This is a genomic window from Faecalibacterium butyricigenerans, assembly GCF_020687345.1.
GTDB classification, from domain to species: Bacteria; Bacillota; Clostridia; order Oscillospirales; family Ruminococcaceae; genus Faecalibacterium; species Faecalibacterium butyricigenerans.
The window spans coordinates 1-26,534 of sequence record NZ_JAJEQL010000011.1; the positions used below are offsets into that span (position 1 = coordinate 1).

At 60.5% G+C, this 26,534-nt stretch carries 24 protein-coding genes and 5 tRNA genes; 16 read left to right on the plus strand and 13 right to left on the minus strand.

Translation table 11 applies throughout. The features are described from left to right. The first annotated feature begins 342 nt into the window (after nt 1–342). From LKD23_RS05925 to LKD23_RS05935, 3 genes are all read left to right on the plus strand, one after another. Nucleotides 343–1,344 carry a dipeptidase gene (locus LKD23_RS05925; protein WP_227620876.1) on the plus strand — a complete coding sequence of 334 codons (1,002 nt, stop codon included), beginning with the start codon at nt 343–345 and terminating at the stop codon, nt 1,342–1,344. Nucleotides 1,345–1,445: 101 nt separating this feature from the next. After that, entirely contained in the window at nt 1,446–2,294 is an 849-nt protein-coding gene (locus LKD23_RS05930; RefSeq protein ID WP_227620877.1) for a serine hydrolase, read from the plus strand. Nucleotides 2,295–2,334: 40 nt separating this feature from the next. Then, nucleotides 2,335–3,105 (plus strand): TSUP family transporter, encoded by a 771-nt coding sequence (locus tag LKD23_RS05935; RefSeq protein ID WP_227620878.1) that lies wholly within the window; start codon nt 2,335–2,337, stop codon nt 3,103–3,105. A gap of 56 nt (nt 3,106–3,161) precedes the next feature. On the opposite strand, the gene LKD23_RS05940 is transcribed toward LKD23_RS05935, so the two are convergent. After that, nucleotides 3,162–4,019: a DegV family protein gene (locus LKD23_RS05940; protein ID WP_227620879.1), complete on the minus strand. Its 858-nt coding sequence runs from the start codon at nt 4,017–4,019 to the stop codon at nt 3,162–3,164. Nucleotides 4,020–4,215: 196 nt separating this feature from the next. Between LKD23_RS05940 and LKD23_RS05945 the strand changes: the two genes are divergently transcribed. The 5 genes from LKD23_RS05945 (at nt 4,216) to LKD23_RS05965 (ending at nt 8,020) form a co-directional block, all read left to right on the plus strand. After that, nucleotides 4,216–4,665 (plus strand): CPBP family intramembrane glutamic endopeptidase, encoded by a 450-nt coding sequence (locus tag LKD23_RS05945; protein WP_227620880.1) that lies wholly within the window; start codon nt 4,216–4,218, stop codon nt 4,663–4,665. Further along, a complete protein-coding gene (locus LKD23_RS05950; RefSeq protein ID WP_227620881.1) occupies nt 4,662–5,150 on the plus strand; it encodes a nucleoside deaminase in 489 nt (162 codons plus the stop codon). Before LKD23_RS05945 ends, LKD23_RS05950 begins: the two co-directional genes overlap by 4 nt. A 260-nt stretch (nt 5,151–5,410) precedes the next feature. Beyond that, entirely contained in the window at nt 5,411–6,337 is a 927-nt protein-coding gene (gene ymfI / locus LKD23_RS05955; protein ID WP_349138453.1) for an elongation factor P 5-aminopentanone reductase, read from the plus strand. A gap of 73 nt (nt 6,338–6,410) precedes the next feature. Then, a complete protein-coding gene (locus LKD23_RS05960; protein WP_227620882.1) occupies nt 6,411–7,796 on the plus strand; it encodes an RNA polymerase sigma factor in 1,386 nt (461 codons plus the stop codon). A gap of 148 nt (nt 7,797–7,944) precedes the next feature. Then, a tRNA-Thr gene (locus tag LKD23_RS05965) sits at nt 7,945–8,020 on the plus strand. 580 nt (nt 8,021–8,600) lie between these two features. Here LKD23_RS05965 and LKD23_RS05970 read toward each other — a convergent pair. The 3 genes from LKD23_RS05970 to LKD23_RS05980 form a co-directional block, all read right to left on the minus strand. Continuing rightward, nucleotides 8,601–8,676 (minus strand) — tRNA-Thr (locus LKD23_RS05970). Nucleotides 8,677–8,679: 3 nt separating this feature from the next. After that, nucleotides 8,680–8,756: transfer RNA gene (locus LKD23_RS05975), tRNA-Asp, on the minus strand. 172 nt (nt 8,757–8,928) lie between these two features. Beyond that, nucleotides 8,929–9,004: transfer RNA gene (locus LKD23_RS05980), tRNA-Trp, on the minus strand. A 240-nt stretch (nt 9,005–9,244) separates the two neighbouring features. On the opposite strand from LKD23_RS05980, the gene LKD23_RS05985 reads away from it, so the two are divergent. The 5 genes from LKD23_RS05985 to LKD23_RS06005 all read left to right on the plus strand — a co-directional run bounded on the left by LKD23_RS05985 (nt 9,245) and on the right by LKD23_RS06005 (nt 15,718). Further along, nucleotides 9,245–10,903, plus strand: a complete 1,659-nt coding sequence (locus LKD23_RS05985) for a glutamine--tRNA ligase/YqeY domain fusion protein (protein WP_227620883.1) — start codon at nt 9,245–9,247, stop codon at nt 10,901–10,903. Between the two features lie 49 nt (nt 10,904–10,952). Then, a complete protein-coding gene (locus LKD23_RS05990; protein ID WP_227620884.1) occupies nt 10,953–11,348 on the plus strand; it encodes an FMN-binding protein in 396 nt (131 codons plus the stop codon). Between the two features lie 299 nt (nt 11,349–11,647). Continuing rightward, a complete protein-coding gene (locus LKD23_RS05995; protein WP_227620885.1) occupies nt 11,648–12,727 on the plus strand; it encodes a leucine-rich repeat protein in 1,080 nt (359 codons plus the stop codon). After that, a complete protein-coding gene (locus LKD23_RS06000; RefSeq protein ID WP_227620886.1) occupies nt 12,711–14,153 on the plus strand; it encodes a vWA domain-containing protein in 1,443 nt (480 codons plus the stop codon). The genes LKD23_RS05995 and LKD23_RS06000 overlap by 17 nt, the downstream gene beginning before the upstream one ends. Nucleotides 14,154–14,170: 17 nt before the next feature. Beyond that, nucleotides 14,171–15,718, plus strand: a complete 1,548-nt coding sequence (locus LKD23_RS06005) for an ATP-binding protein (RefSeq protein WP_227620887.1) — start codon at nt 14,171–14,173, stop codon at nt 15,716–15,718. Between the two features lie 96 nt (nt 15,719–15,814). Here LKD23_RS06005 and LKD23_RS06010 read toward each other — a convergent pair. The 6 genes from LKD23_RS06010 to LKD23_RS06035 all read right to left on the minus strand — a co-directional run bounded on the left by LKD23_RS06010 (nt 15,815) and on the right by LKD23_RS06035 (nt 20,281). Then, a tRNA-Met gene (locus LKD23_RS06010) sits at nt 15,815–15,891 on the minus strand. A 111-nt stretch (nt 15,892–16,002) separates the two neighbouring features. Further along, nucleotides 16,003–17,097, minus strand: a complete 1,095-nt coding sequence (locus LKD23_RS06015; protein WP_227620888.1) for a DUF4349 domain-containing protein — start codon at nt 17,095–17,097, stop codon at nt 16,003–16,005. Then, nucleotides 17,084–17,575 (minus strand): RNA polymerase sigma factor, encoded by a 492-nt coding sequence (locus LKD23_RS06020; RefSeq protein WP_227620889.1) that lies wholly within the window; start codon nt 17,573–17,575, stop codon nt 17,084–17,086. The genes LKD23_RS06015 and LKD23_RS06020 overlap by 14 nt, the downstream gene beginning before the upstream one ends. Nucleotides 17,576–17,813: 238 nt before the next feature. Further along, a complete protein-coding gene (locus LKD23_RS06025; RefSeq protein ID WP_227620890.1) occupies nt 17,814–18,350 on the minus strand; it encodes a hypothetical protein in 537 nt (178 codons plus the stop codon). 37 nt (nt 18,351–18,387) lie between these two features. Further along, nucleotides 18,388–19,383: an ornithine carbamoyltransferase gene (gene argF, locus LKD23_RS06030; RefSeq protein WP_227620891.1), complete on the minus strand. Its 996-nt coding sequence runs from the start codon at nt 19,381–19,383 to the stop codon at nt 18,388–18,390. A gap of 418 nt (nt 19,384–19,801) precedes the next feature. Next, the gene (locus tag LKD23_RS06035) at nt 19,802–20,281 is read right to left on the minus strand and encodes a deoxycytidylate deaminase (RefSeq protein ID WP_227620892.1); all 480 of its coding nucleotides are present in this window, start codon (nt 20,279–20,281) and stop codon (nt 19,802–19,804) included. Between the two features lie 254 nt (nt 20,282–20,535). On the opposite strand from LKD23_RS06035, the gene LKD23_RS06040 reads away from it, so the two are divergent. The 3 genes from LKD23_RS06040 to lysS all read left to right on the plus strand — a co-directional run bounded on the left by LKD23_RS06040 (nt 20,536) and on the right by lysS (nt 24,836). Then, complete coding sequence (locus LKD23_RS06040) at nt 20,536–22,617, plus strand: elongation factor G (RefSeq protein ID WP_227620893.1); 2,082 nt, start codon at nt 20,536–20,538, stop codon at nt 22,615–22,617. A gap of 202 nt (nt 22,618–22,819) precedes the next feature. Beyond that, nucleotides 22,820–23,305, plus strand: coding sequence for a transcription elongation factor GreA (gene greA / locus LKD23_RS06045; protein WP_227620894.1), 486 nt, complete (start codon nt 22,820–22,822; stop codon nt 23,303–23,305). Between the two features lie 19 nt (nt 23,306–23,324). Then, on the plus strand, nt 23,325–24,836 hold the full coding sequence (gene lysS / locus LKD23_RS06050; protein ID WP_227620895.1) for a lysine--tRNA ligase: 1,512 nt from the start codon (nt 23,325–23,327) through the stop codon (nt 24,834–24,836). 338 nt (nt 24,837–25,174) lie between these two features. On the opposite strand, the gene LKD23_RS06055 is transcribed toward lysS, so the two are convergent. Genes LKD23_RS06055 through ribH form a run of 3 tightly spaced genes read right to left on the minus strand, consistent with a single transcriptional unit; the run spans nt 25,175 to nt 26,534 of the window. After that, nucleotides 25,175–25,624, minus strand: a complete 450-nt coding sequence (locus tag LKD23_RS06055; protein WP_227620896.1) for a low molecular weight protein-tyrosine-phosphatase — start codon at nt 25,622–25,624, stop codon at nt 25,175–25,177. After that, nucleotides 25,621–26,037 carry a winged helix-turn-helix domain-containing protein gene (locus tag LKD23_RS06060; RefSeq protein ID WP_005944121.1) on the minus strand — a complete coding sequence of 139 codons (417 nt, stop codon included), beginning with the start codon at nt 26,035–26,037 and terminating at the stop codon, nt 25,621–25,623. The genes LKD23_RS06055 and LKD23_RS06060 overlap by 4 nt, the downstream gene beginning before the upstream one ends. 20 nt (nt 26,038–26,057) lie before the next feature. Continuing rightward, nucleotides 26,058–26,534 (minus strand): 6,7-dimethyl-8-ribityllumazine synthase, encoded by a 477-nt coding sequence (gene ribH / locus LKD23_RS06065; protein ID WP_005920573.1) that lies wholly within the window; start codon nt 26,532–26,534, stop codon nt 26,058–26,060.

Below are 26,534 nucleotides of genomic sequence, written 5' to 3' on the forward strand. Positions count from 1 at the left end.
CGTTTTCGCAGAACTTTATGTTCTGCAAGGGCGTAAAGTCTGCTGCGAAGCAGCAAATGGGAGAAACGAGAAAAAAGCGTTAAGCGCAGCGGCTAGCTTTTTTCCGTTTCGACTTCCACATTGGGCTTGTTAAGGGCGAGCAGCCCTTAACTCGTTGCGGGGAGAGTGGAGTCCAGAGGTAGGGAGGGGGGAATCGAAACACCCCTCCCTGCCTCTGGCCCGCGCGGAGCGCAAGCCACTTGACCAAAAGAGAAAACATCCCCCGCGCCACCAGCGCGAGAACCTGCTTAAAAAACGAGCTTAACGGAAGCATCACCTTCCCTTTAACAAAGGAGAACCAAAATGAAAGTCTTCGATTTACATTGTGACACTTTAAGCGAGCTGCGCTACGCCGAAAAGGCGGGCGCACCCAAGAGCTTTGCGGAGAACGATCTGCACATCGATCTGCAGAAGCTGAAAAAAGGCGACTATATGCTCCAATGCTTTGCCGCCTTCGTCAATCTGGGCGATAAGACCCCCGGTGCCGACCCGCTGGTGACGGCGCTGGAAGAGATCGACGTCTTCAAGCGCATCATGGAAAAATACCCGGAGGAGATCGCGCCGGTGTATCGCCCCTCTGACATCCGCAAAAACGCCGCCGAGGGCAAGATCAGCGGAATGCTCACCATCGAAGAGGGTGGCTGCTGCAAGGGCAGCCTCGGCGTGCTGCGCCGGCTGTACGAGCTGGGCGTCCGGATGATGACCCTGACGTGGAACCACGAGAATGAGCTTGCCAGCCCCAACGTCGTGCCCGGCGGGGGCGGCGACATCTGGCCCTGTGCCCCCAACACCGAGACGGGCCTGAAGGAGAAGGGCTTCGAGTTCCTCGCCGAGATGGAGCGGCTGCATCTCATTGCGGATGTGAGCCACCTGTCCGACAAGGGCTTCTGGGACATTGTCGAGCACTCCACCCGCCCCTTTGCGGCCAGCCACTCCAACTGCCGCGCCCTCGCGCCCCACTGCCGCAATCTCACCGACGAGATGATCCGCGCACTGGCCGATAAGGGCGGCCTTGTGGGCCTCAACTACTGCAGCGGCTTCCTCGACCACCAGCCGGAAGAAAAGCTCTGCCGCAGCACCACGGCCCTGATGGCAAAACACGCGGCCCATTTCAAGCAGGTGGGCGGCATCGGCATCATTGGTCTGGGCAGCGACTTCGACGGCATTGGCGGAAAGCTGGAGATGGACGACTGCTCGAAGCTCCCGCTGCTGGCGGAGGCCCTCCGCCGCGAGGGCTTCACCGAGGACGAGGTGGAGGACATCTTCTACCGCAACGCCCGCCGGTTCTTCGAAGAGAATCTCTGAGAGAGTGGACTTTCCCGCTGTACTGCGGTATACTGAAAAGTACGGCGCGGTTTCGACAGGACGTGACAACGCCGAGTAGAGAAAAATAAGGAGATTCCGATATGGATAAAAACATGACGCTGGAAAAGCGCATTGCGGCGGAGCTTTACTCCTATCAGGGGAAGATGAGCGTCTTTGTGGACGACCTGCACGGCCACACGGTGGAGATCGGGGCCGACGAGGAGTTCGAGACGGCTTCCACCATCAAGGCGTACATCCTCGCGGCCCTGTATCTGCAGGCCAGCCGTGGCAAAGCCAGCCTCGAGGAAAAGATCACCTACAAGCCGGAGCACTTCGTGGATGGTTCGGGGATGCTGCGGGCACTGGGGGTGGGCGCGAGCCTGAAGGTCAAGGACGCCGCTACCATGATGATCATCTGCTCGGACAACATCGCCACCAACATGGTCATCGACTATCTGGGGCTGGATGTCATCAACGCCTGCATCCGGGAGATGGGCTTTGCCCACACCGTCCTGCACAATCCCCTTCACTTTGACCTCTACGCCGACCTCGGCACCACGACGCCCCGGGATTATGCCTCCCTCTTCGCGCAGGTGGCGAAGGGCACGCTCGTCAGCGCCGAGGCCAGCGCCGAGATGCTGGCCATCTTCCGTCAGCAGCACTACAACACCATGCTCACCCACGATTTCCCCCAGTTCTACCTCGACTGTGAGGAGACCGGTGAGCCGGAGCTGATTTGGGTGGCCAGCAAGAGCGGCAGCATGAACGCCTGCCGCAACGACGGCGGCATCGTCCACACCCCCTACGGCGAGTATGTCATCGTCCTGATGAATAAGGACTTCCACGACATCATCGAGTACAACGACCACCCCTCGATGGTCTACGGTGCACGGGTGTCCCGGATGATCCTCGACCAGATCCTGGCCTGCGAGGGTGAGCTTTACAAGTAAAGATCAATCGAAAATAGGAATATTAAAGGAAATTATAACAATGGGTATTCAAATCAGCCTGCCGATGATGGCGTTTCTGGTGCTTATGACCGGCTTTGCGGGCTTTGTCGATTCGGCAGCAGGCGGCGGCGGACTCATCAGCCTGCCGGCCTATCTCTTTGCGGGTCTGCCGCCCCACTATACTTACGCCACCAACAAGTTCAGCGCCGCCTGCGGCACCACCTTCGCCACCGCCAGCTTCTTCCGGAATGGCGCGATGAATGTCAAGGTGGGCGTCCTCGCCGCCGTCGGCAGCTTTGCGGGAAGCGCACTGGGGGCGCACATCGTCCTGATGCTCAGCGATGAGGTGCTGCAGGCGATGATGTTCATCATCCTGCCCATCGCGGCGGTCGTTATCCTGTGGCGGCGCAACCTCCCGGACGAGAACCGGGACGACGGCACCATAGACCTGAAAAAGACCCTGCTGGCGCTGGGCATCGGCCTTGGCATCGGCCTGTACGACGGCATATTTGGCCCGGGCACGGGAACCTTTGCCATCATTGCCTTTACCAGCCTGATGCGCTTCGACCTGCGCACCGCCAACGGCAACGCCAAGGTGCTGAACCTTGCCAGCAACTACGCCAGCCTCTTCACCTATCTGAGCAGCGGTCTGGTGGTCTTTACGGTGGGCATCCCCTGCGCCATCAGCGGCATCGTCGGCAACATCATCGGCTCCCACTTCGCCCTGACCAAGGGCGCAAAGTTCATCCGCCCCATGATGCTCGTGGTGTTGGTGCTCCTGCTGGGCAAGCTGGTCACGGATATGCTGTAAACAAAACAAAAAAGGCTGCTGTGCGGATGCACGGCAGCCTTTTTCTATGGATCTCTTTAGTCGATGATAAGCCCGTTGTCAAAGAAAGCCAGACCAAAGGCACCGGGGCCTGCATGGGTGCCGATGACGCAGCCGATCTGGCGCACCAGCGGCTCGGGAAGGCCGAGATTATCGACCAGATAGGTCTGGATGGGAGCCACCTCGCGGGTGCTGACGGTGTAACCGGCCAGAGAGTCGAAGCGGGGGTTGATGCCGCCCAGCTCTTCGATCTTCTTGAAGAGGGCGACATAAGCGCCGGGCAGGCCGCGGGCCTTGCCCGCCATCGCCACCTTGCCCTCCTTGAGGGTGATGAGGGGCTTGATGCCCAGCATCCCGCCCGCCACGGCTACGGCGGCCGGCAGACGACCGCCCTTGCGCAGGTATTTCAGGTCGTCGATGGCGGCGACGAGGTGCAGATGCTCCTTGGCGTGCTCAAGGGTGGCTGCGATCTGGACGGCGGACTTGCCGATGTCCCGCAGATGGACGGCCAGACGCACCAGCAGGGCTTCGCCGAGGCAGACATTCGTGCTGTCCACGAAGACGACGTTGTCCACGTTGGCAAGGTCTGCGGCCAGCTTGGCGCACTGGTAGGTGCCGGAAAGCTCATGGGACAGGAAGATGCCCACGACCTCGTCCCCGGCTGCTGCGGCCTCGGCGTAGAACTTCTCGAACAGCTCAGGGCTGGGCTGGCTGGTGGTGGGCAGCTTCTTGCAGGCGGCCATGTGTGCGTAATATTCGCTGGGGGTCAGGTCCACGCCGTCCCGGATGACGGTGCCGTCCTCGAGGGTGACGTTGAGGGGGATGACATCCACGCCCAGCGTTGCAGCCTCAGCGGGCAGGATGTCGGATGCAGAATCGGTAAGAATGCGTATCATGTGGTTGGTACCTCCATGGGTGCGGTTCAGTCGTGTTTATCGGAAGACGATAAATTCATAAAAAGTCGTACAAAGTATACCAGAAGGTTGGATAGTATGTCAATCTTTTGAGCAAAATTTCTTCGAATGAGCGAAAAAACTGCTTGCAAAACAGGACGGTAGTATGGTACAATGTCCGCCGACAGGAGGGTGCACCGTGGAAAGACTGAAAAAGAAGACCGAAAGGCCGTCTCTCGCCGCCCAGTGCCGGGTCCTGACGGAGGCGGCGGTGCTTTGGGCGCTGCTGGCAGCGGGGGCGCAGCTGTTCTTCCCGGAGGAACAGAGCGCTCTGCCCGAGGGCGCGGCCCTCGGGTGGGCGGCGCTGCGCATCTGCCTTGTGACCCCGCTGGCGGAGGAGCTGGCCTTCCGGGGCGGTGCACTCTATCTTTTGCAGCCGCTGGGCGGCAGGGCGGCTGTCGTGGTGCAGGCGCTGCTCTTTGCGGGCCTGCACGGCAGCTGGACGGCCCGGGCCTATGCGCTGGGCATGGGCCTTATCTTCGGCTGGGCGGCCCGGAAAGCCCGGAGCGTATGGCCCGGCTGCGCACTTCATATGATAAACAACTGCCTCGTGTTTGCCGCACGGCTGGCGGAAAGGGGAATGGGATGACCGACTTTGAGCTGATGGGGGCCGCGCTGGACGAGGCCCGGAAAGCCGCCGCGCTGGGAGAGGTGCCGGTGGGCGCTGTGGTGGCAAAGGAGGGCGAGATCATCGCCGCCGCCCACAACACCCGGGAGACCGAAAAGAACGCCCTCCACCACGCGGAGCTGCTGGCCATCGACGCAGCCTGCAAAAAGCTGGGCGGCTGGCGGCTGTGGCAGTGCGAATTGTTCGTCACGCTGGAACCCTGCCCCATGTGCAGCGGGGCCATCATCAACAGCCGCATCAAGCGGGTGGTGTACGGTGCAGCCGACGTCAAGGCGGGCTGCTGCGGCTCTGTGACCGACCTCTTCGCCCAGCCCTTCAACCATCACCCCGTCATCGAAAAAGGGCTGCGGGCCGACGAGGCGCAGCAGCTTTTGCAGGCGTTTTTCGTCTCGCTGCGGGCCAAGCGGGCCGCAAAGCCCCGCTGGAAACCGCCCGTGACCCCCTGAATCTGTGAAAAAAGTGGGAACTGCGTGAAAAAATCGCCGGTGCCCACTTTCTTTTTTCGCCCGATTGTGCTATATTATTCAATGGAAACTTGTCGAAACCACACAAACGCCACCGGGCGCGCCGCAGGACCGGACTAGACCGGGAAAAGTGAGCAGAGCGCAGCTCCGGCGGGGTGGGGGGACTGTTTCCTTTCCCGCCGTGACGCCCTGACACGAAGGGGCTTTCATGGCCGAAAATAGTGGACAGGAGGGTCTGACTCTTGTACAACGACGAATTTGAGCTGACGTTCGACTTGGCAGACGCCGGGCCGAAGAAGGAACAGCGCAGGCCGACTCTGCCCGAGCGGGAGGAAGCGGCCGAGGCCGCACCGCTGGCGCAGGAAACGAGGGAAATTCCGGCCAGCGCTGCGCCGGAACCAGAACCGGAGCCTGTGGGACTGCCGCAGCCCACCGCCCCGGCGGCGAATGGCCGCACCGTCCTCATCTCGGGCGGCGACCGGGGCATCGGCGCCGCTGCGGCCCGTGCATTCTACGCGGCAGGCTACCGGGTGGCGGTGTTCTACCACACCAACGCAGAGGCGGCGGCAGCGCTGGAGAAAGAGCTGCCGGGCGTGCTGGCCGTCCAGTGTGACGTAGCCAGCCGGGCCAGCTGTGAGCTGGCCTTCCGCGCCGCCGAGCAGGCGCTGGGCCATCTGGATGTGCTGGTGAGCAACGCGGGCATCGCCCAGCAGAAGCTGTTCACCGACATCACGCCGGAGGAGTGGCAGCGGATGCTGAATGTCAACCTGACCGGTGCGTTCAACCTCTGCCAGCTGGCCCTGCCCGGGATGATCCGCCGCAAGGCGGGCCGTATCCTCACCGTGAGCAGTATGTGGGGCCAGACCGGCGGCAGCTGCGAGGTGCATTATTCCGCCGCCAAGGCGGGCCTCATCGGCCTGACCAAGGCTCTGGCAAAAGAAGAAGGTCCCAGCGGCATCACCGTGAACTGTGTGGCCCCCGGCGTCATCGACACCGATATGATGGCCTCGTTCACTGCTGAGGACAAAGCGGCACTGGCCGAGGAGACCCCGGTGGGGCGCCTCGGCACCGCCGAAGAGGTGGCAAAGCTTCTGCTGTACCTCGCCGGAGAGGACGCCGGCTACATCACCGGACAGGTGTTTGGCGTCAACGGAGGCCTTGTGATCTGATGCAGCAGGGCCGAAACTATGAGACAAGTTCACCTGCGGGGAGGTTTTCCCGTGGTGAGAAGGAGAGAGCGAAATGGGCATGACTTTGAAGGAACTGTTGACGAAAGGCGAGGGCACCCTGTCGGCACAGGAGGCCAAGACGTTGGCCGCACAGTGCAGGATGGATGTGGAAACGCTCTATACGCTCCTTGAAGAGCGCGGCATCAAGATCATCGAGGATGAGGCCGACGCCGATGTGAATCTGGACGTGGACAGCATCATTGCCGAGGTGGAGAACGCCGAGAACAACAGTGACGAGCTGGGTCTGGGCATGGAAGACGAGGAAGAGGCCGCCGAGGAGAACCCCGCCGACCTGAAGGCCGCGATGGATGAGCTGCTGGACGACCCGGTCAAGAACTACCTCAAACAGATCGGCCAGATCCCGCTGCTGAGCGCAGAGCAGGAAGTGGACCTGAGCAAGCGCATCCACTCCGGTGCCGAGGCTGCCCATATCCTGCAGGCGGACCGTCAGAAGTACGGTGCGCCGGAGTACATCAAGAAGAACAGCGCCCGCTTCTCCTTCGAGGAGGACGAGAACAGCCGCAGCTACACCGAGGACATCGACGAAGAGGGCAACGAGAAGTCCAGCGAGGACGCCGAGGAGAAGGCTGCGGAAGAAGAGGCCATGGAGGCTGTGGAGAACGGCCCCCTGACCGAGGAGCGCCGTCAGGAGCTGCTGAAGATCCGCCGTGACGGCCTGAACGCCCGCCGCAGCCTGAGCGAAGCGAACCTCCGTCTGGTGGTCTCCATCGCCAAGAAGCACGTCGGCCACAATCTGGCCTTCCTCGACCTGATCCAGGAGGGCAACATCGGCCTGATCAAGGCGGCGGAGAAGTTCGACTGCGACCGCGGCTTCCGCTTCTCCACCTACGCAACGTGGTGGATCCGTCAGGCAATCACCCGCGCCATCGCCGATCAGGCCCGCACCATCCGCATCCCGGTGCATATGGTGGAGACCATCAACCGGATGCGTCAGGCCACCAACCAGCTGGTCTACCAGAACGGCCACGAGCCGACCCCGGAGGAGCTGGCAAAGGCAATGGACATGAGCGTCGAGCGCGTCCGCGAGATCCAGCGGATGGCGCAGGAGCCTGCCAGCCTTGAAAGCCCCGTGGGCGAGGAGGAGGATTCCTCTCTGGGCGATTTCGTCGCCGACGAGAACGCCGAGGCCCCCGGCAAGGCCGCAGACCGCGCCATGGTGGCCCAGCAGATCAATCAGGCCCTCAAGAGCCTGACCCCTCGTGAAGAGAAGGTCATCCGTCTCCGCTTCGGTCTGGACGATGGCCGTCCCCGCACGCTGGAAGAGGTGGGCCGCGATTTCGGCGTCACCCGTGAGCGTGTCCGCCAGATCGAGGCAAAGGCCATCCGCAAGCTGCACAGCCGCAAGTGCCTTGCTCTGCTGAACGGCCTCATCGAGTGATCGGTTTTCAACCATACGAACGGCTGCCGTGGAAAACGGCAGCCGTTTTTTGATGCCCGGGCGGGAAAATGCGAAAAAAGACAGATTTTTTGCAAAAACCTCTTGCAATGCGGCAGAGTTTATGGTATTATAATTGAGCTGTGATTGTGCTGCTATAGCTCAGTTGGTAGAGCGCATCCTTGGTAAGGATGAGGTCTCCAGTTCGAATCTGGATAGCAGCTCCAGCTCAAGACACCTCAAAGCCGGAAGGTTTTGGGGTGTTTTTATTTTGCGGCCGCGGCTGCAAAGCCTCTCCCCTTGGGAGAGGTGTCTGCGAAGCAGACGGAGAGGGCAAGCCCGGCAGGATAGAGCTGCGATACAGCGATAAGCAGGCTCTTTGTCAGAGCGGAGCTATCGTTGTATATGTGATTCTCCGTCAGCGTCCTTGCCCTCTCAGGCGCTTCGCGCCAGCTCCCCCAAAGGGGGAGCCGCTGGCGTCTGCAAAAATAACAAAAACCGCGCCGCAGGTAATGTTCGAACCTGCGGCGCGGTTTATCGATTGGAGGAAATAGTTCTCGTAGAAAATGGTTTCTTATCGCAATTTTCAAAAATAGTGCCTATCAAAATAGCATATTTGCGATATGCAGTTTGCGGATGTTGCTTGTGCATTAAAAACGCAAACTGCTATAAATCCCGTCGGGATTATAAAGATAGTATACTTCATTTGGCGCAAAAAATCAACCCGGGTAGTAAAAATCAGGGGAACCTGCTCTTTTGCACAAAATAAAACACCCTGAAGTCTTTGGACTCCAAGGTGTTTCAAACTGGAGCTGCTATCCAGATTCGAACTGGAGACCTCATCCTTACCAAGGATGCGCTCTACCAACTGAGCTATAGCAGCAAATGGCGACCCGGATCGGGCTCGAACCGACGACCCCCAGCGTGACAGGCTGGTGCTCTAACCAACTGAGCTACCGGGCCATGATCGCTCAAGTGTGTCTGGCGGTTGACCGCCGGAACGTGTGTTATTATACCTGAGAAACACCCTGTTGTCAAGCGTGAAATTCAGAAAAACCCAAAAAAGTTTCAGAAAGTCCGACATCTGAGCGAAAAAGGCAAAAACAAAACGCACAGAATATTCTCTGTGCGTTTGTGGCAGGGGTAGTAAGTCTCGAACTCACGGCACGCGGTTTTGGAGACCGCTGCTCTACCAACTGAGCTATACCCCTAGATGTGTTCCGCATTCGCTGAATGCTTGATTATTATATAAGATTCTGTGCCGAATGTCAAGCGCGAATTTCAAGTTTTTTGGAAAGATGGGCAGAGAAGGCCCGCTTTTTCGCAAAATGACGCCGAAAACATCCCAAACTTCGGCTTTCCACCTTGAAGCAGAGCAGGAAATAGTGTATCATAAAGGGTATCAAAAGTGTAATTCCGGGCTTGTTATGCCCTGATAGGGGGAACGCCATATGGCAGATAAAAACTTTTTGACCGAGATCATTGACGCCGACCTCGCCGAAGGCAAGGTCAGCGAGATCCATACCCGCTTCCCGCCGGAGCCGAACGGCTACCTGCACATCGGCAGCGCCAAGGCCATCTATATCAACTGGTCCATCGCCAACCAGTACGGCGGCAAGTTCAACCTCCGCCTCGACGACACCAACCCCGCCCGCGAAGGCGAGGAGTACGTCAACAGCATCATCGAGGATCTGCACTGGCTGGGTGCTGACCCCACGGGCGGCATCTTCTACGGCAGCGACTACTTCGACAAGTGCTACGAGTACGCCGAGAAGCTCATCCTTGAGGGCAAGGCTTACGTCGATGATCTGACCCGCGATGAGATGCGCGAGTACCGCGGCAATGACGCGGGCAAGCCCTCCCGCCCCTCTCCGTGGCGCGACCGCAGCCCGGAAGAGAACCTCGACCTGTTCCGCCGGATGCGTGCGGGCGAGTTCAAGGAGGGCGAGAAGACCCTTCGCGCCAAGATCGACCTCGCCAGCCCCAATATGAATCTGCGTGACCCGGCCATCTACCGCATCAAGTATGCCGAGCATCACCGTCAGGGCAATAAGTGGTGCATCTACCCGATGTACGACTTTGCCCACCCCATTCAGGACGCCATCGAGGGCATCACCCACAGTATGTGCAGCCTCGAGTTCGAAAATCACCGCCCCCTGTACAACTGGGTCATCGAGAATATCTTCGGCACCGAGTTCCCCAAGCAGCGCGAGTTTGCCCGCCTGAACATGACCAACACCGTCATGAGCAAGCGCTATCTGCGCGAGCTGGTGGAGATGGGCATCGTAGACGGCTGGGACGACCCCCGTATGCCCACCCTGTGCGGCCTGCGCCGCCGCGGCTATACCGCTTCCTCTATCTTTACCTTTGTGCGGGAGGCCGGCATCTCCAAGTCGGACAACCTCATTGATATGCGCCAGCTGGAGGCCTGCATCCGCAGCGAGCTGGACCTGACCGCCCAGCGCCGCATCGCCGTGCTGGACCCCGTCAAGCTGGTGGTGGACAACTACCCCGCCGACAAGACCGAGTATTTCGACATCGCCAACAACCCCAACCGGGAGGCCAACGACGCCACGACCCGCAAGGTGGCCTTCACCAAGGAGCTGTGGATCGAGAAGGAGGACTTCGCCGAGGTCCCGCCTCCGAAGTTCAAGCGCCTGACCGTCGGCGGCGAGGTCCGCCTGATGGGCGGCTATCTCGTCAAGTGCGAGAGCGTCGAGAAGAACCCCGACGGCAGCATCGCAGTCATCCACTGCACCGCCGACCTCGAGACCGGCAACGGCAACCCCGCCGACGGCCGCAAGGTCAAGGGCACCATCCACTGGGTGAGCGCAGCCCACGCTGTGGACGCCGAAGTACGTCTGTACGACAAGCTGTTCACCGAGGCCAACATGAACGCCATCCCTGAGGGCAGCGACTACAAGGACTATCTGAACCCGGAGAGCGTCGTCGTCCGGAAAGACTGCAAGCTGGAAGAGGCTCTGGCCGACGCAAAGCCCGGCGAGCAGTTCCAGTTCGTGCGCACCGGTTTCTTCACCCCGGACAGCAAGAACCCCGGCGTGTACAACCGTGTCGTGACCCTGCGCGACAGCTTCAAGCCCGCAAAGTAAGTCCGGCGGGCAGGACACCAAACATCGCAAAAGGAGCACTTCACAGACCATGAAAAAACACTTGACCCGCAACATTATCCTCATGCTGGTGCTGGATGTCGTCCTCGGCATCGTGCTGGCCCTCTATATCGCAAGCACCGGCACGGTCCCCGCTGCCGACAATGCCGAGACCTACACCGACGGCACCTATACCGCCAGCGCGCAGGGCTGTCTGAGTGAGGTGGGCGTCACCGTGACCATCACCGGCGGAAAAGTGACCAATGTTGTGATCGATGCTTCCGGCGAGACGCCGGATCTGGGCGGCAAGGCGGCAGAAGCCCTGTCGGCCTCCCTGCTGGCGGCTGGCTCTACGGCGGGCGTGGATGCCGTTTCCGGCAGCACCATGACCAGCGACGCGGTATTTGCGGCAATGAACGATTGCCTTGCACAGGCCGCACAGGGATGAAGCTTTGAATGGAGCTGCTGCACGGCGTGTCTGTGCAGCAGCCTTTTTTATGCAGCCCTCTCAGGCGCTGGCGCGCCAGCTCCCCCAGAGGGCAGCAGCGACGACCGCCGCCAGTGGCGGAAACAGGGAGAAGCTGCTGGGGCAGCGGCCAGCGGGATGCAAGCGAGAGCGGAGCAGCCGCTGGGAGCCGCAACCCGGGTACGAAGTACCCATTGGCAGGCCGGAAAACTCTGAGCTGGCCGCTGAAAGCCCGATGTGGCGAAAAAGAGCGGGCCTTGCGTTAGTGGATAGGAGTTATTATGCTACTAGATATTCTGCCGCTGGCGGGCGGTGCGGCCCGCCTTGTGCGGGTGTACGGCGGCGAGCCGTGCGCTGTGCTGCCCGGGGCTGTGCCCGGGCCGGAGGGGGGTGAGTGGCCCATCACCGAGCTGGGCGACTACTGCTTTTCGGAGAAGCCCCGGGGCCTGCCCGGGCCGGAAAAGACCTGCCGCTATGAGCAGGACGAGGACGGCACGCTCCGCCTGACCCGTGTCTTCGGCCGGGAGGTGGGGGGCCGGGCGCGGTACAGCTTCGACTTCGATGCGCCTGCGGCGTCGGCGCAGGACGACGACCTGCACCCCGTCTGCGGGAACTTCCTCGAAGAAGTCTCCCTGCCCGACAGCCTGCGGGTCGTGGGCAGCTGTGCGTTCTACAACTGCCGGAAGCTCCGCCGCCTGAGCGCCGGGGCGGGGGAGCTGACCATGGGCAGCGACGTTTTCCTCAACTGCTTCGCGCTGGAAGACCTCATCGTCCGGGCAGCACCCGAGCAGCCCACCGGCCTGTTCGCCCTTGTGGGCAGCATCACCGAGGCGGTGCGGGCGCTCTTCTGGCCGGTGGGGGAGGCCTCGCCCCGGGCGGGGCTGTGGTATCCTGCCTACTGGGAGGACATCGAAGAGACCCCTGCTCACATCCTGCTCCACACCTTTTCGGGGCAGGGCTACCACTATCGGCAGTGCTTCCTCGAAAACAGGCTTCTCCCGGCGGAGTACGACGCCATCTTCCCGCAGGGCCACGACGCCGACGACGCGGCGGTGATGGCGATGCTCTGCTTCGACCGCCTCCGCTGGCCGTGGCAGCTGAGCGCCGCCGCGCAGGGGGCCTATCGGGACTTCCTGAAAGCAAACACCGGGCGGGTGCTGACCCGCCTGCTCAAGGCGCAGGACATGGAGGGCATCAAGGCCCTGTTGGCACTGGACGTCATGGACGCCGACGCCTTTGCCGAGGGCGCTGCCCTTGCCGCCAAGGCCGACAACGCCGGTGCGGCTGCCCTGCTGGCCGACGCAGAGCACAAAAAGCGTGCCGCTGCGCCCAAAAAGAAGAGGTATGATTTTGATTTCTGAGAAGGAAAAGTTTTTCGACCCCCGCAAGCCCTTCCAGTCGGCCCGCCCCGAGACGCATGAGGAGTGGCAGGCCCGGATGGGCGGCGAGGTGCTGGCCGTGGTGCGCAGCGGGCTGTATCTGGACTTCCGCTTTCTGGATCAGGCCCTCTCGGCCCTGACGCCCACCGCCGACGAGCGGTGCGGTGTGCTGGCGACTGACGGCACCATCCTCTGCTACCAGCCCAGTGCTCTGCTGCGGCTTTACCAGAAGAACCCGAAGTACCTCAACCGGCTGTATCTCCACACTGTCTTCCACTGCATCTTCCGCCACCTCTGGCTGCGGGGCAGGCGGGACGCGAGGCTGTGGAGCCTCGCCTGCGACATCGCAGTGGAAAACGTCATCGACGGCCTTGGCCGCAGGAGCGTCCAGCGCCCCCTGACGTGGGTGCGCCAGCACGCCTATGAAGAGATCGCCGCGCAGGAGAAGGTGGCCGCTGCGGCCCCCATCTACCGCTGGCTGGTGCGTCAGACGCCCGGCGTGCTGCGGCAGCTGGAAAAAGAGTTCTACGCCGACGACCACCGCCTCTGGCCCAAGGACGCCCCCGACCAGCCCCAGCAGATGCCCACCCCTCTGCCCCAGAAGACGTGGCAGAAGATCGGCGAGCGGATGCAGACCGAACTGGAACTGCGGGACAAAGAGGCTGGTGAGGGTGCAGACGCCCTGCGGGAGCAGGTCAAGGCCGCGAACCGCAGCCGCCGCAGCTACAGCGACTTTCTGCGCCGGTTCTGTGTCACCCGGGAGGAAGTCCACCTCGACCCGGACGAATTCGACCTGAACTTCTACACCTACGGCCTGTCGGTCTATGGCAACCTGCCCCTCATCGAGCCGCTGGAGACCCGGGAGAGCAAGAAGATCGAGGAGCTGGCCCTCGTCATCGACACCAGCTATTCCACGTCGGGTGAGCTGGTGCGGGCTTTTCTGGCCGAGACGTACACCCTGCTGAAGGGCAGGGAGAATTTCTTCCACCGGATGAATCTGCATCTCATCCAAGCGGACAACGCCGTCCGGCAGGACATCCCGGTAAAGAGCGAGGACGACCTCATCCGTGCCATGAACCACTTCGAGCTGCGGGGCGGCGGCGGCACCGACTTCCGGCCCGCCTTCGAGTACGTCAGCCAGCTCTGCGCCGAGAAGAAGTTCTCGAACCTGCGGGGCCTGCTCTACTTTACCGACGGCATGGGCAGCTACCCGGCCCGCCGCCCGGCCTACGACACGGCGTTCCTCTTCTTGGGGGATCGCTTTGACGACGCCAACGTGCCGCCGTGGGCCATGAAGGTGGTTCTGGACGAAGAAGAATTTACCGGTGAGGCCGCCCGCAGCGCCTCGGCGCTCTCCGAAGCGCTGGCGGAGGAGGACGACCTCTACCGCGACCTCAACAATTCGTGATAACGAGGAAAAGCAATATGAACATCAAACGAGCCAAAGAAGAGATCGAGCATACCGTCCGAGCCTATCTCGCCAAGGACGCTCTGGGCGAGTACGCCATCCCCGCCATCCGCCAGCGCCCCATCCTGCTGATGGGGCCTCCGGGCATCGGCAAGACGCAGGTGATGGAGCAGGCGGCGCGGGAGTGCGGCGTGGCGCTGGTGGCCTACACCATCACCCACCACACCCGCCAGAGCGCCGTGGGCCTGCCCTTCATCCGCCAGCGCAACTACGGAGGCCGGGATGTCTCGGTGACGGAATACACCATGAGTGAGATCATCGCCAGCGTCTACGCCAAGATGGAGGCCACGGGCTTGAAAGAAGGCATCCTCTTCATCGACGAGATCAACTGCGTCTCTGAGACGCTGGCCCCCACCATGCTGCAGTTTTTGCAGTGCAAGACCTTCGGCAATCAGGCCGTGCCTGCGGGCTGGGTCATCGTGGCGGCAGGCAATCCGCCGGAATACAACAAATCTGTCCGCGACTTCGACATCGTCACCCTCGACCGCGTCCGCCGGATGGACATCGAGCCGGACCTGCCGGTCTGGAAGGATTACGCTCGCGCAGCCCATCTCCACAGCGCCATCCTGAGCTATCTTGAGCTGCACCCCCAGAACTTCTACCAGATCAACGCCGACGTGGACGGCACCCAGTTCGTCACCGCCCGCGGCTGGGAGGACCTGTCCAACCTGCTCAACACCTACGAGTCGCTGGGCCTGCAGGCCGACGAGGAGCTGATCCGTCAGTATATCCAGCACCAGAAGATCGCAGAGGACTTTGCGGCCTATCTCGACCTCTACTACAAGTACCGCGACGATTACGGCGTGGAGGACATCTTGGCTGGTAAGGCAAAGCCCACCGCCTTTGCGCGGCTGCTGCAGGCTCCCTTCGACGAGAGACTGAGCCTTGTCAGCCTCCTCCTGTCCGGCCTTGAGACGCGCTTTGCCGCCTCCCGGCGGGCTGACGCGGTGGCCGACGGCTGCTACGCCTTCCTGAAAGAGACCAAGAAGGCGTTTGCCGGGATGCCCGCAGAGCTGGCGCAGGAGCCGAACTGCTGGGCGCAGCTCTTCGGCCAGATGACCGCCGACTACGAGGCCGAGACCCAGAAAAAGCGCACCGCCGGTCTGCTGGACAAGCCCGCGCTGGAAGCCCGCCTGCAGACCGCCAAGACCCTGCGCGGCTGGGAGAAAACGCTGCTGCGTGCCGCCGCGCCGGACGCAGACACCGCCTTCAAGGTGCTGCGGGAGCAGTTCGGCACCCTGTCGGAGGCCCGCGACACGGCCCAGCAGAGGGCCAGCGCCGCGCTGGAGGCGGCCTTCGACTTCATGGAGCAGGCCTTTGCCGAGAGTCAGGAGATGGTGGTCTTCGTCACTGAGCTGACCCTGTCGCCCGCCGCCCATGCGTTCATCGCCGAAAACGGCTGTGAGCGGTATTTCCAGTACAACAAGGACCTCCTGCTGGACCACCGCAAGGCGGCTCTGAATCAGGAGCTGGAAGCCGAGCAGCGTCGGCACGGGATGCTGTAACATAATGCAAAAGAGGGACTGCACTTACCATGCAGTCCCTCTTCTCGTATGCGGAAAACAAAAGAAAAAGCATCTTGATGAAATCAAGATGCTTGGTGGTTGCGGGGGCCGGATTTGAACCAACGACCTTCGGGTTATGAGCCCGACGAGCTACCAGACTGCTCCACCCCGCGATATTTACTTTTCGCTGTCAGCCTCTCGCTGACTGCTCAAGTATAATACCACAGGATGGGGCGGATGTCAAGCGTTTTTTCAAAAAGGTTCCGGATTTTTTTCGGCGGAGATCATTTGCGGGTGCGGCGGCGCACCAGATGGACGATGAGAGCGGCTGCGGCCATGAGGGTCAGCAGAGGCCAGACGCCTACGACCCAGACCGTCAGCTGCTGGAGGCCGGAGACGAAGCCCGACCAGCCGTTGCGGAGGGCGCTGGACAGCTGGGAGAGATAGGATTCCTCGGTGGGGGTGTACTCCTTCACCTCAGACAGCGAGAGGTAGACCGTAGAGCACTCCACCTGCTGGCTGTACCAGTTCAGCTGCGACTGCCAGCTTTCCAGCTGATACTGCACGTCGCTGAGGGAGGATTCGATCTCCAGCAGGTCGGAGAGGTTCTCGGCGGTGGCCTGAAGCTCCTGCAGGCGGGTGCGCTGGGCGGTCAGGTTCGAAAGCCGGGCCTCGATGTCCATATACTGGGTGGTGACGTCCTGCACCTGCTCGCTCTTGTCCACGAGGTTGCCCGCCTGCGCGGCGGCTGCGAGGAAACTGGCGTAGTTGTCCTGCGGGACGCGGATGGTGAGGGAGAGGCTGCGGCCCATGCCGGAATAGGAGGACTCATCGCTGGACTCCATATAGCCGCCAGCAGCGCTCACAGCCTCGTTGAGGGCGGTGCGGGCGGCGTCGAAGTCCTTGCTCTCGATGGTAAGGTTGGCCGTGTAGATGAGCTTCGTGCCCTCCTGTGCGGTCTCGGCGCGCAGGGCACTGGTGTCATCTGCGCTGCGGTCGCTCACGGCGCTGCCGGTGTCGGCAGCACCGCTACTCTGGACGGCCATTTTGGAGTCGGAAAGGGCGCTGTTCACGCTGTCCATCGAGTAGGCGGCATAGGAGGCCGTCTCGGGGGCCGGTTCTGCCGTGAGTGCCGCACCACCCGCAGCCATCAGGCGGAAGGGCGAGCCGACCGCTGCATACAGACCGACGCCGCAGAGCAGGCCGCAGGCGGCGATGCTCAGGGTCTTGCGGGAAAAGCGGATGGCCTTTCTGGGCTTCGGGGCGGCTTTGGGGGCGCTGGATGCCGTCTGGCCCCCCTGCATGGCAAGAAGCTTCGCCTTCAGGTCATCCGATGCGTGAAGGTCGTCCACCTCCATTTTGTACTCAAACCACCTCATCTTCGATCTCCTCCTTCAGCATCGTATGTAACTGGGCGCGGGCGCGGCGAAGCCAGCTGAGCACCGTGTTGGTGGGGGCACCCAGCATCCGGCCCACCTCGGCGGCGGTGTATCCCTCGTAGTAGTGGAGGTAGACCGCATTGCGGTAGTTCTCGGGCAGGGCGCGCACGGCGTCCAGCACGCTGCCGTCCTCCATCTGGCCCGGGGCAGGAAGATTCTCGTCCAGCTCAGTGTCCTTCTGGCGGGCGGCGCGGGTCAGGTCGTGGCAGCGGTTGATGGTCACGCGCAGCAGCCACGCTTTCAGGTGCTCTTCGCTCTCGAAGCGGCCATTGTAGCACAGCAGTTTTTCGAAAACATCCTGCACCACATCCTCCGCATCGGCAGTGCAGCTGCAGTTGTGCATGGCGGCGCGGAACACCGTGTCACTGTATCGCTGCACGGCCAGCGCAAAAATCTCATTTTTGGTCAGCTGTCCCATAGTTCTATGCTCCTTTGACGCCCTGTGTACAGCAGGGCACGGTGGAATTGGTGATCGACAGGGGACATTCACCTCATACACGGATGAGCGGCCCCGATTATTGCAGTTTATGGGGCAGGGCGGAAAAATCTTCCGCCGGACGCTCCACAGTTACCCAAAGTATAACATGAATACGCAAAAAACAAAAGAGCCATCTGCCGCCATGTTTTGGCAGATGACCCTGAGTGCAGATTTTGTATTACCGGTAGAGCCGCTGGAAGAGCGCCACCCGCTCGGAAAGATAGGTCTCAGCCCGGGGGTGGTGGAGCCAGCGCTTGCCCGCCTTGTCGCAGACGAGGCGGTGGCCCAATGCGGCGGGGTGGGCGTCGATCTCCTCCACGTCCCGCAGGGTGAGGGTGAGGCTCAGCGCCGCCGGGGCGTCCGGCAGGGGCGGGAGTGGGTCTTCCCAGACGAAGGGCGGCAGCAGCTGGACGGCATAGACCGTCCGGGTGCACTCCTCGGTGAGCAGCAGGGCGGCGGGCGCACCTTCCGGTGTGACGTGGAGGGTGGAGTAGAGCAGCTGGAGCTGTGCCGGGGCCAGCAGCCGGGAAGCGCCCTCGCCCTCCTCAGGCAGGAGGGTGAGAAAATCCGCGGCCTCGTCGGCGTAGATGCGCCGCGCCGGTGCGCGAAACTGTGCGTAGAGCGCGGGCAGGGCAAAGACGCCCTCCCGGTCCAGTGCGCGCTGCAGCAGGCAGTAAAACTCGGTCAGCGGGTGGGAAGGGTCTGGCTGGGGCATCCCGAAATCGGGGCGCGAAACGTGTCCTCCGCCCATATCAGCCCTTGTAGCCCAGCGTAGCCGCCATGACGGCCTTGATGGTGTGCATCCGGTTCTCGGCCTCGTCAAAGACGATGCTCTGGGGGCCTTCGAAGACCTCGTCCGTCACCTCCATCGCGTCGCGGCTGAAGCGCTCGCCCATCTCCTTGCCCACGGTGGTCTTGTGGTCGTGGAAAGCGGGCAGGCAGTGCATAAAGACGGCGTGGGGGCCTGCAATATTCATCAGCTTCTGGTCGATCTGGTAGGCGGAGAGGTCGTTGATCCGCTCGGCCCAGACCTCCACCGGCTCGCCCATCGAGACCCAAACGTCGGTGTAAAGGACGTCCGCGCCCTGTGCGGCCTTGGCGGGGTCTTCCTCAAAAGTGAGGGTGGCCCCGGTCTCGGCGGCGATCTTCTGACACTCGGCCACCAGAGCAGCGTCGGGCTGGTACTTTTTGGGGGCGCAGGCGGTGAAGTAGAGGCCCATCTTGGCGCAGCCCACCATCAGGCTGTTGCCCATGTTGTAGCGGGCGTCGCCGAAGTAGACGAAGTGGATGCCCTTGAGATGGCCGAAGTGCTCCCGGATGGTGAGGAAGTCGGCCAGGATCTGAGTGGGGTGGAACTCGTTGGTCAGGCCGTTCCAGACCGGCACACCGGCGTAGTGGGCGAGGTCTTCCACGATCTGCTGGCCGTAGCCGCGGTATTCGATGCCGTCGAACATCCGGCCCAGCACCCGGGCGGTGTCGGCGATGGACTCTTTCTTGCCGATCTGGCTGCCCGACGGGTCGAGGTAGGTGACTTCCATGCCCAGATCGTGGGCTGCAACTTCGAAGCTGCAGCGGGTGCGGGTGGAGGTCTTCTCAAAGATGAGGGCGATGTTCTTGCCGCGCAGAGCGTCGTGGCGGATGCCGGCCTTTTTCTTGGCCTTCAGGTCGGCGGCGAGGTCCAGCAGGCCTTCGATCTCGTCGGGGGTGTAATCAAGGAGCTTCAAAAAGCTGCGGTTCGTAAGATCCATTGTATATATTCCTCTCTATTCGCAAAATGATGCATATTTATACTTTTGTAAACTCTATTATAATACGGGAAGGAAAAGCAGTCAAGAACGAATGGATGCCTTGACAAATAACGGTGATTCGACTATACTACAAACAGAAGGGGCGCTGACTGCAAAGGGTCAGCTTCCTATCCCTATTAGTCAAAAAGATTGACCGTCAGGCTTGGAACACTGTGGCGGTCAATCTTTTTTGTTATCATCGTTTTTCATCTGAGAGATCTTCTCCATGACATCAATGGTCAGGCGGACTACGTCAACGATCAGCCCCAGAAGACCGAGGATGAATGTAGAGGAAGAATCAGCGACGCGGGACAGGAAAGCATGACCACCAATTTTGCAATCAGCGCCTTACTCTCAGTTTAGCATAATTTTTGACGGATTACAACTCCAGCTCCGCCTTCCGTCCGCTGGGCTGGTAGGGGGTGAGGCGGACACCGGCCTTTTTGAACATGAACCGCGCCGCAACGCTGGAATCGGTGTCGTGGTACTTGTCGCTGTAGTAGACCACCTCCGCGATGCCGGACTGGATGATGGCCTTGGTGCACTCGTTGCAGGGAAAGAGGGTGACGTACACCCGCGCCCCCTTGAGGTTGTTGTGGGCGCTGTTGAGGATGGCGTTCAGCTCGGCATGGCAGACGTACATATACTTGGTGTTCAGCGGGTCGCCCTCCCGCTCCCACGGCATGGCGTCGTCGTCGCAGCCGATGGGCATACCGTTGTAGCCCAGAGAGAGGATCTTGTTTTCCGGGCTGACGATGCAGGCCCCCACCTGACTGCTGGGGTCTTTGGAGCGCATCGCCGTGAGCAGGGCAATGCCCATGAAGTATTCGTCCCAGTTGATATAATCCGTGCGTTTCATCGTGCAGTGCTCCTTCGTTTGCGTGAAAGTTGGTCTCGACGCCCCTATTATAGCGTGCCGCAGGGACTTTTACAATAAAACCCTCTTCCTCAAGGCAAAATGCACAAAACGAGGCCGGGAAGTTTGGCAGGGCGAAAGCCGGAAATTTCAAACGAAATATTTAAAAATCGTTTGAAGTGTGGTATTATCTTTGTAAAATATGCCACAAAAGCGGAGAGAATGCTCCGTGCGGCGGAAATGAGGGAAAAACCGATATGAAATACGCAAGCAACAACATCCGCAATATCTTGATCGCGGGCCATGCCGGCAGCGGCAAAACGACGCTGACCGAGGCATTGGTCTATTTTTCGGGCGCTGCCGAGCGTATGGGCCGGGTCGAGGACGGCACCACGATTTCGGACTTTGACCCCGAGGAAGCAAAGCGGAAGGCCAGTCTGTCGGCATCGGTAGTGCCGGTGGAGTATGAGGGCATCAAGTACAACCTCATCGATGCTCCGGGCCTGTTCGACTTTGAGGCAGGCGAGTACGAGGGCATCCGTGCAGCCGAGAGCGTGCTGGTGTGCGTGTCGGGCCGCAGCGGTGTGACTGTCGGCGCGGAGAAGGCCTTCCAGCTGGCCCGCAAGAACGGCAAGGCTACGATGGTCTTCGTCTCCAAGTGCGATTTGGAGAATGCGAACTACTTCAAAATTCTGGAAGACATGAAGATCAAGTTCGGCACCACCGTCTGCCCCTGCGTCGTCCCGGCCAAGCTGGATGACGGCACCCCCGTGTACATCAACCTGTTCAGCCAGAAGGCGTTCAAGTATGAGGGCGGCAAGCAGGTACAGGTGGAGCTGCCCGACATCGGCCACCGCTTCCAGGGCCTCATCGAGGCCATGAGTGAGGCCATCGCCGAGACCGACGACGAGCTGATGGAGAAGTTCTTCGGCGGTGAGGCGTTCACCACAGAGGAGATCGTCGAGGGAATGCGCAAGGGCGTCAAGGACGGCCTCATCACCCCCGTGTTCTGCGGCAGCGCCGTCAACCAGCAGGCTCTGGATATGCTGCTGTACAATATGCATAAGCTGCTGCCCAGCCCGGAGCACAACAGCGTTCTGGCAGAGGACGCCAACGGCGACCCCGTCGAGCTGAACTGTGCCGAGAGCGCCCCCACCGTTGCATACGTCTTCAAGACTGTGGCAGACCCCTTCGTGGGCAAACTGAGCTATCTGCGCGTCATCAGCGGCAAGATCACCGCAGGCGCGTCTCTCGTCAACGCCCGCACCGGCGAGACCGAGAAGCTGGGCAAGCCTCTCACCGTTCTGGGCAAGAAGCAGACCGAGGCAGAGAGCATCGGTGCCGGTGACGTGGGCGCTGTGGCAAAGCTGATCAGCGCCAAGACCGGCGACACCCTCTGCGACGCCTCCCGTGTGGTCAAGCTGCCGGCGCCCGTCTTCCCCAAACCCAGCCTGTTCATGGCCGTCACTGTGGCCAAGAAGGGCGACGAGGGCAAGATCAGCAGCGCTCTGGCCCGTCTGATGGAGGAAGACCCCACCCTGAGCTACATCAACAACGCGGAGACCCACCAGCAGATCATCGGCGGTCTGGGCGAGCAGCACCTCGATGTGGTCAAGGCCAAGCTGAAGAACAAGTTCGGCGTGGAGATCGGCCTCGAGGCTCCCCGCATCGCCTACCGTGAGTCCATCCGCAAGGCCTGCCAGAAGCAGGGCCGCCATAAGAAGCAGACCGGCGGCCACGGCCAGTTCGGCGATGTCATCATCAACTTCGAGCCTTGCGACAGCGAGCAGGTCGTCTTCGAAGAGAAGGTGTTCGGCGGCAGCGTGCCCAAGAACTTCTTCCCGGCGGTCGAGAAGGGCGTCCGCCTCGCCGCCGAGAAGGGCGTGCTGGCGGGCTACCCCGTGGTGGGCCTGAAAGCCACCCTGCTGGACGGCAGCTACCACCCTGTGGACAGCTCTGAGATGGCCTTCATCATGGCCGCAAAGCTGGCCTACAAGGCCGCGATGCCTGAGGCCGGCCCTGTCATCCTCGAGCCGATCCACACCCTGAAGGCCCACGTCCCCAATGACAACACCGGCGACATCATGGGCGACGTCACCAAGCGCCGCGGCCGTGTGCTGGGTATGGAGCCGGACGAAGATGGTATGCAGACCATCATCGCCGAGGTGCCTCTGGCAGAGCTGGCCAACTTCACCACCTTCATCCGTCAGATCACGCAGGGCCGCGGCTGGTTCACCACCGAGTTCGCCCGCTATGAGATCCTGCCGGAGATGCTGGTGCCCGCTGTGGTCGAGCAGGCCAAGAAGCTGGGCAATCTGGATGAATCCGCAGACGACTAAATAAGACATTTTCCAAGCCCTGTCGGCACTTCCCTCTGTCGGCGGGGCTTTTTTGTGCCCTTTTTGGCCCGCAGAGCGGCAGTTTTTATTGACAAGGCCGCAGCTTGCTATTATAATGAATAGGTCAAAATGGCATTCGTGTGCGGTTTTGTGCGTCAAGACGCCCTGCCGTACCCCAAAAAATAGATAAGGAGATTTCCAAATGGCACAAGAGATCAAGATGTCCGCTGCTGGCCTGAAGGCGATGCAGGAGGAACTGGAATACCTCAAGACGGTCCGCCGCAAGGAGCTGGCAGAAGAGATCAAGGAAGCCCGCAGCCACGGCGACCTGTCCGAGAACAGCGAGTACGATGAGGCAAAGAACACGCAGGGTCTGGTGGAGAACCGCATCACCGAGCTGGAGCAGATGGTCAAGAACGCTGTCGTCATCGACGAGAGCGAGCTGAGCGTCGAGAGCGTCTCCGTCGGCACCCATGTCACCATCCAGATGGAGGGTGAGGACGAGGTCGAGGAGTACGACATCGTGGGCCGCACCGAGGCTGACCCCCTGAACGGCAAGATCAGCGACGAAAGCCCTGTGGGCCATGCTCTGCTGGAGAAGGCTGTCGGCGATGTCGCCGAGGTCCTGCTGCCCACCGGCCACACCGTCAACTACAAGGTGCTGGGCATCACCCATGCTGCAAACTGAGCACGAGCGGGAGGAAATCATGGAAGAACAGAAGAAGAACCCCGCACAGGGCCTGTCTGAGAGCGAGCAGGTGCAGGTGCGCCGCCAGAAGCTGGCAGACCTGCAGGCCGCAGGCAGCGACCCCTTTGCCCTGACCAAGTTCCCGCAGGATGCCTACTCTGCCGACCTGAAGGAAGAGTTCAAGGACCTGCCCAACGAGACCGACAGCGGCAAGAAGGTCGCTCTGGCCGGCCGTCTGATGTCCAAGCGTGTCATGGGCAAGGCAAGCTTTGCCCACCTGCGCGACGATAAGGGCGACATCCAGCTCTACGTCCGCCGCGATGAGCTGGGCGATGAGGCATACGCCGCATTCAAGAAGCTGGATGTGGGCGACATCATCGGCGTCAAGGGCGAGGTGTTCCGCACCAAGACCGGCGAGCTGAGTGCCCGCGCAGAGGAGATCACCCTGCTGGCCAAGAGCCTGCGTCCTCTGCCGGAGAAGTTCCACGGCCTGACCGATACCGAGACCCGTTATCGTCAGCGTTATGTTGACCTGATCGCAAACCCCGAGGTCAAGGACACCTTTGTCAAGCGCAGCCAGATCCTGAAGGAGATCCGCGCTTATCTGGACGAGAAGGGCTTCCTCGAAGTGGACACCCCCATCCTGACCCCGTTTGAGATCGGTGCATCCGCACGTCCCTTCTACACCCACCACAATACCCTGAACATGGACATGGTGCTCCGCATCGAGACTGAGCTGTACCTGAAGCGCCTCATTGTGGGCGGCATGGACCGCGTCTATGAGGTGGGCCGCATCTTCCGCAACGAGGGCATGGACCCCAAGCACAACCCCGAGTTCACCACCATCGAGCTGTATCAGGCCTTCACCGACTTCCACGGCATGATGGACTTGGTCGAAGAGCTGTACAAGCGTCTGGCTCAGAAGATCTGCGGCAGCATGGTCATCCCCTATCAGGGCAAGCAGATCGACATGAGCCACTGGGAGCGCCTGACTATGATCGAGGCGGTCAAGAAGTATTCCGGCGTGGATTTCAACGACTGGAAGACCGATGAGGATGCCATCGCTTCCGCAAAGGAGCACCATGTGGAGCTGCCGGAGGTGCCCACCAAGGGCGCTATTCTGGCCGAGTTCTTCGACGCCTTCGTTGAGGATAAGCTCATCCAGCCCACCTTCATCTACGACTATCCCGTCGAGATCAGTCCGCTGGCCAAGCGCAAGCCGGGCGACCCTGCCTTCACCGAGCGCTTCGAGTACTTCATCGACTGCACCGAGTACGGCAACGCCTTCAGCGAGCTGAACGACCCCATCGACCAGAAGGGCCGCTTCGAGCGTCAGGTCGCCGAGCGCAAGGCCATCGAGCCGGACTGCAAGGCGCAGGTCGATTACGACTACGTCAACGCGCTGGAGTATGGTCTGCCCCCCACGGGCGGCCTTGGCTTCGGCGTGGACCGTCTGGTCATGCTGCTGACCGACAGCGCTTCCATCCGTGATGTGCTGCTGTTCCCCACGATGAAGCCGATTGACCAGTAAAATGCAAAATTAAAACGCAGATACGATGAAATTTTAAGCGAATTTCAAACAACATCTGCGGTACTACACCACAACTACACCAATTTTGGGACGTTTTCCCGAAAAGGAGCCTTACAAAGCGGTGTGGTGTAAGAAGTGAATAGGTGGATTGGTGTAGTAGGTACACCGAACTCCCAACGAAGATACGGCAGCTATGTTGCGAAAAACAACGTAGCTGCCGCTTTTTGTTTCGTATAGAGATTTTATGCTGACAGGCAACTTCTCCTGTGGTTAAATCAATTTGTCGTTGGCAAGTGTCAAACACTCCTGATTTGGCATACGCCAAAATTTACGCCAATTTAGCGCAGTTCCTCAAGCAATGCCGTGCATCCTTCCAGTATATCCTGCCATGTGGCTTCAAAATCTCCCGTGAACCATGGGTCTGCCACTTCACGGGAATGATCCGTATGCGCCATCAGCAGCGAGACTTTATGCTGTGGGTCTCCGCCGACAAGCCGCAGGATGTCGCACAGATTACTTTCGTCCATGCCAATCAGATGGTCATACCGTGCATAATCCAGCCGGGTCATCTGCCGGGCGGTCTTGCCGTTGCAGTCGATGCCATGTTCTGCCAGCTTCTGCCGTGCAGGAGGATAGACCGGATTTCCGATTTCCCATGCACTGGTGGCGGCTGATGCGATTTCAAATTGCTCGGATAGTCCTGCCTTGGACGTAAGGTCTTTCATCACATACTCCGCCATCGGGCTTCGGCAGATATTTCCGAGACAAATAAATAAGATCCTGGTCATGCCGGGTCGTTCTCCTTTTGGCTTACAAAAGCATAGCCGCCGTGGGTAGTGCGGATAAAGCTACCGCAGCCGGCCAGCTTCTTTCGCAGATTGGAAACGGTATTTGCCACGACCTTTAAGGTGTCGTCACAGTTTTGTCCCCACACAGCACGGAAAAGCTCTTCTTTTGAGAAGATTTGTCCTTCGTGGGAGGCAAGCATCAGCAGCAAATCGAACTCCAGTCGTGTAAGGGAGACTTTTCTGCCGTTGCACGACACTTCGTGGGTCATTCCGTCCAGTGTAAGCCCCGGAAGAACCAACTTCTCCCATGAATCAATGGATATTTGCTCTGCCTCGATGTGCTCTCGTTCCAGAAGCATCCGGATCTTCTGCTCTAATTCCGGGTCAGGCTGTCGGGTCTTTATAACGATCATGGCAAACTCCTGCGTGTATTTTACTCTGCGGCGGTATCCATTTCCCGGAGCAGGTTTACCATCTCGATGGCACTGACTGCACAGTCATAGCCTTTATTACCTGCTTTGGTGCCTGCCCGCTCGATGGCCTGTTCGATGTTTTCGGTGGTCAGTACACCAAAGAGGACGGGAACCCCGCTTTCCAGCGAGACCGTGGCAATGCCTTTGGAAACCTCATTGCACACATAGTCGTAATGGCTGGTAGAACCGCGAATCACGGCACCAAGGCAGATCACAGCATCATACTTCCCGCTTTTTGCCATTTTAGAGGCAACCAGTGGGATCTCAAAAGCACCCGGAACCCATGCAACATGAACATCAGCGTCCTGCACATCGTGCCGGAGCAGACCATCCATTGCTCCGCTCAGAAGTTTGGACGTGATAAATTCGTTGAAGCGGGCAGCTACGATACCGACCTTGATGTTCTGAGAAACCAGCTTGCCTTCAAATGTTTTCAT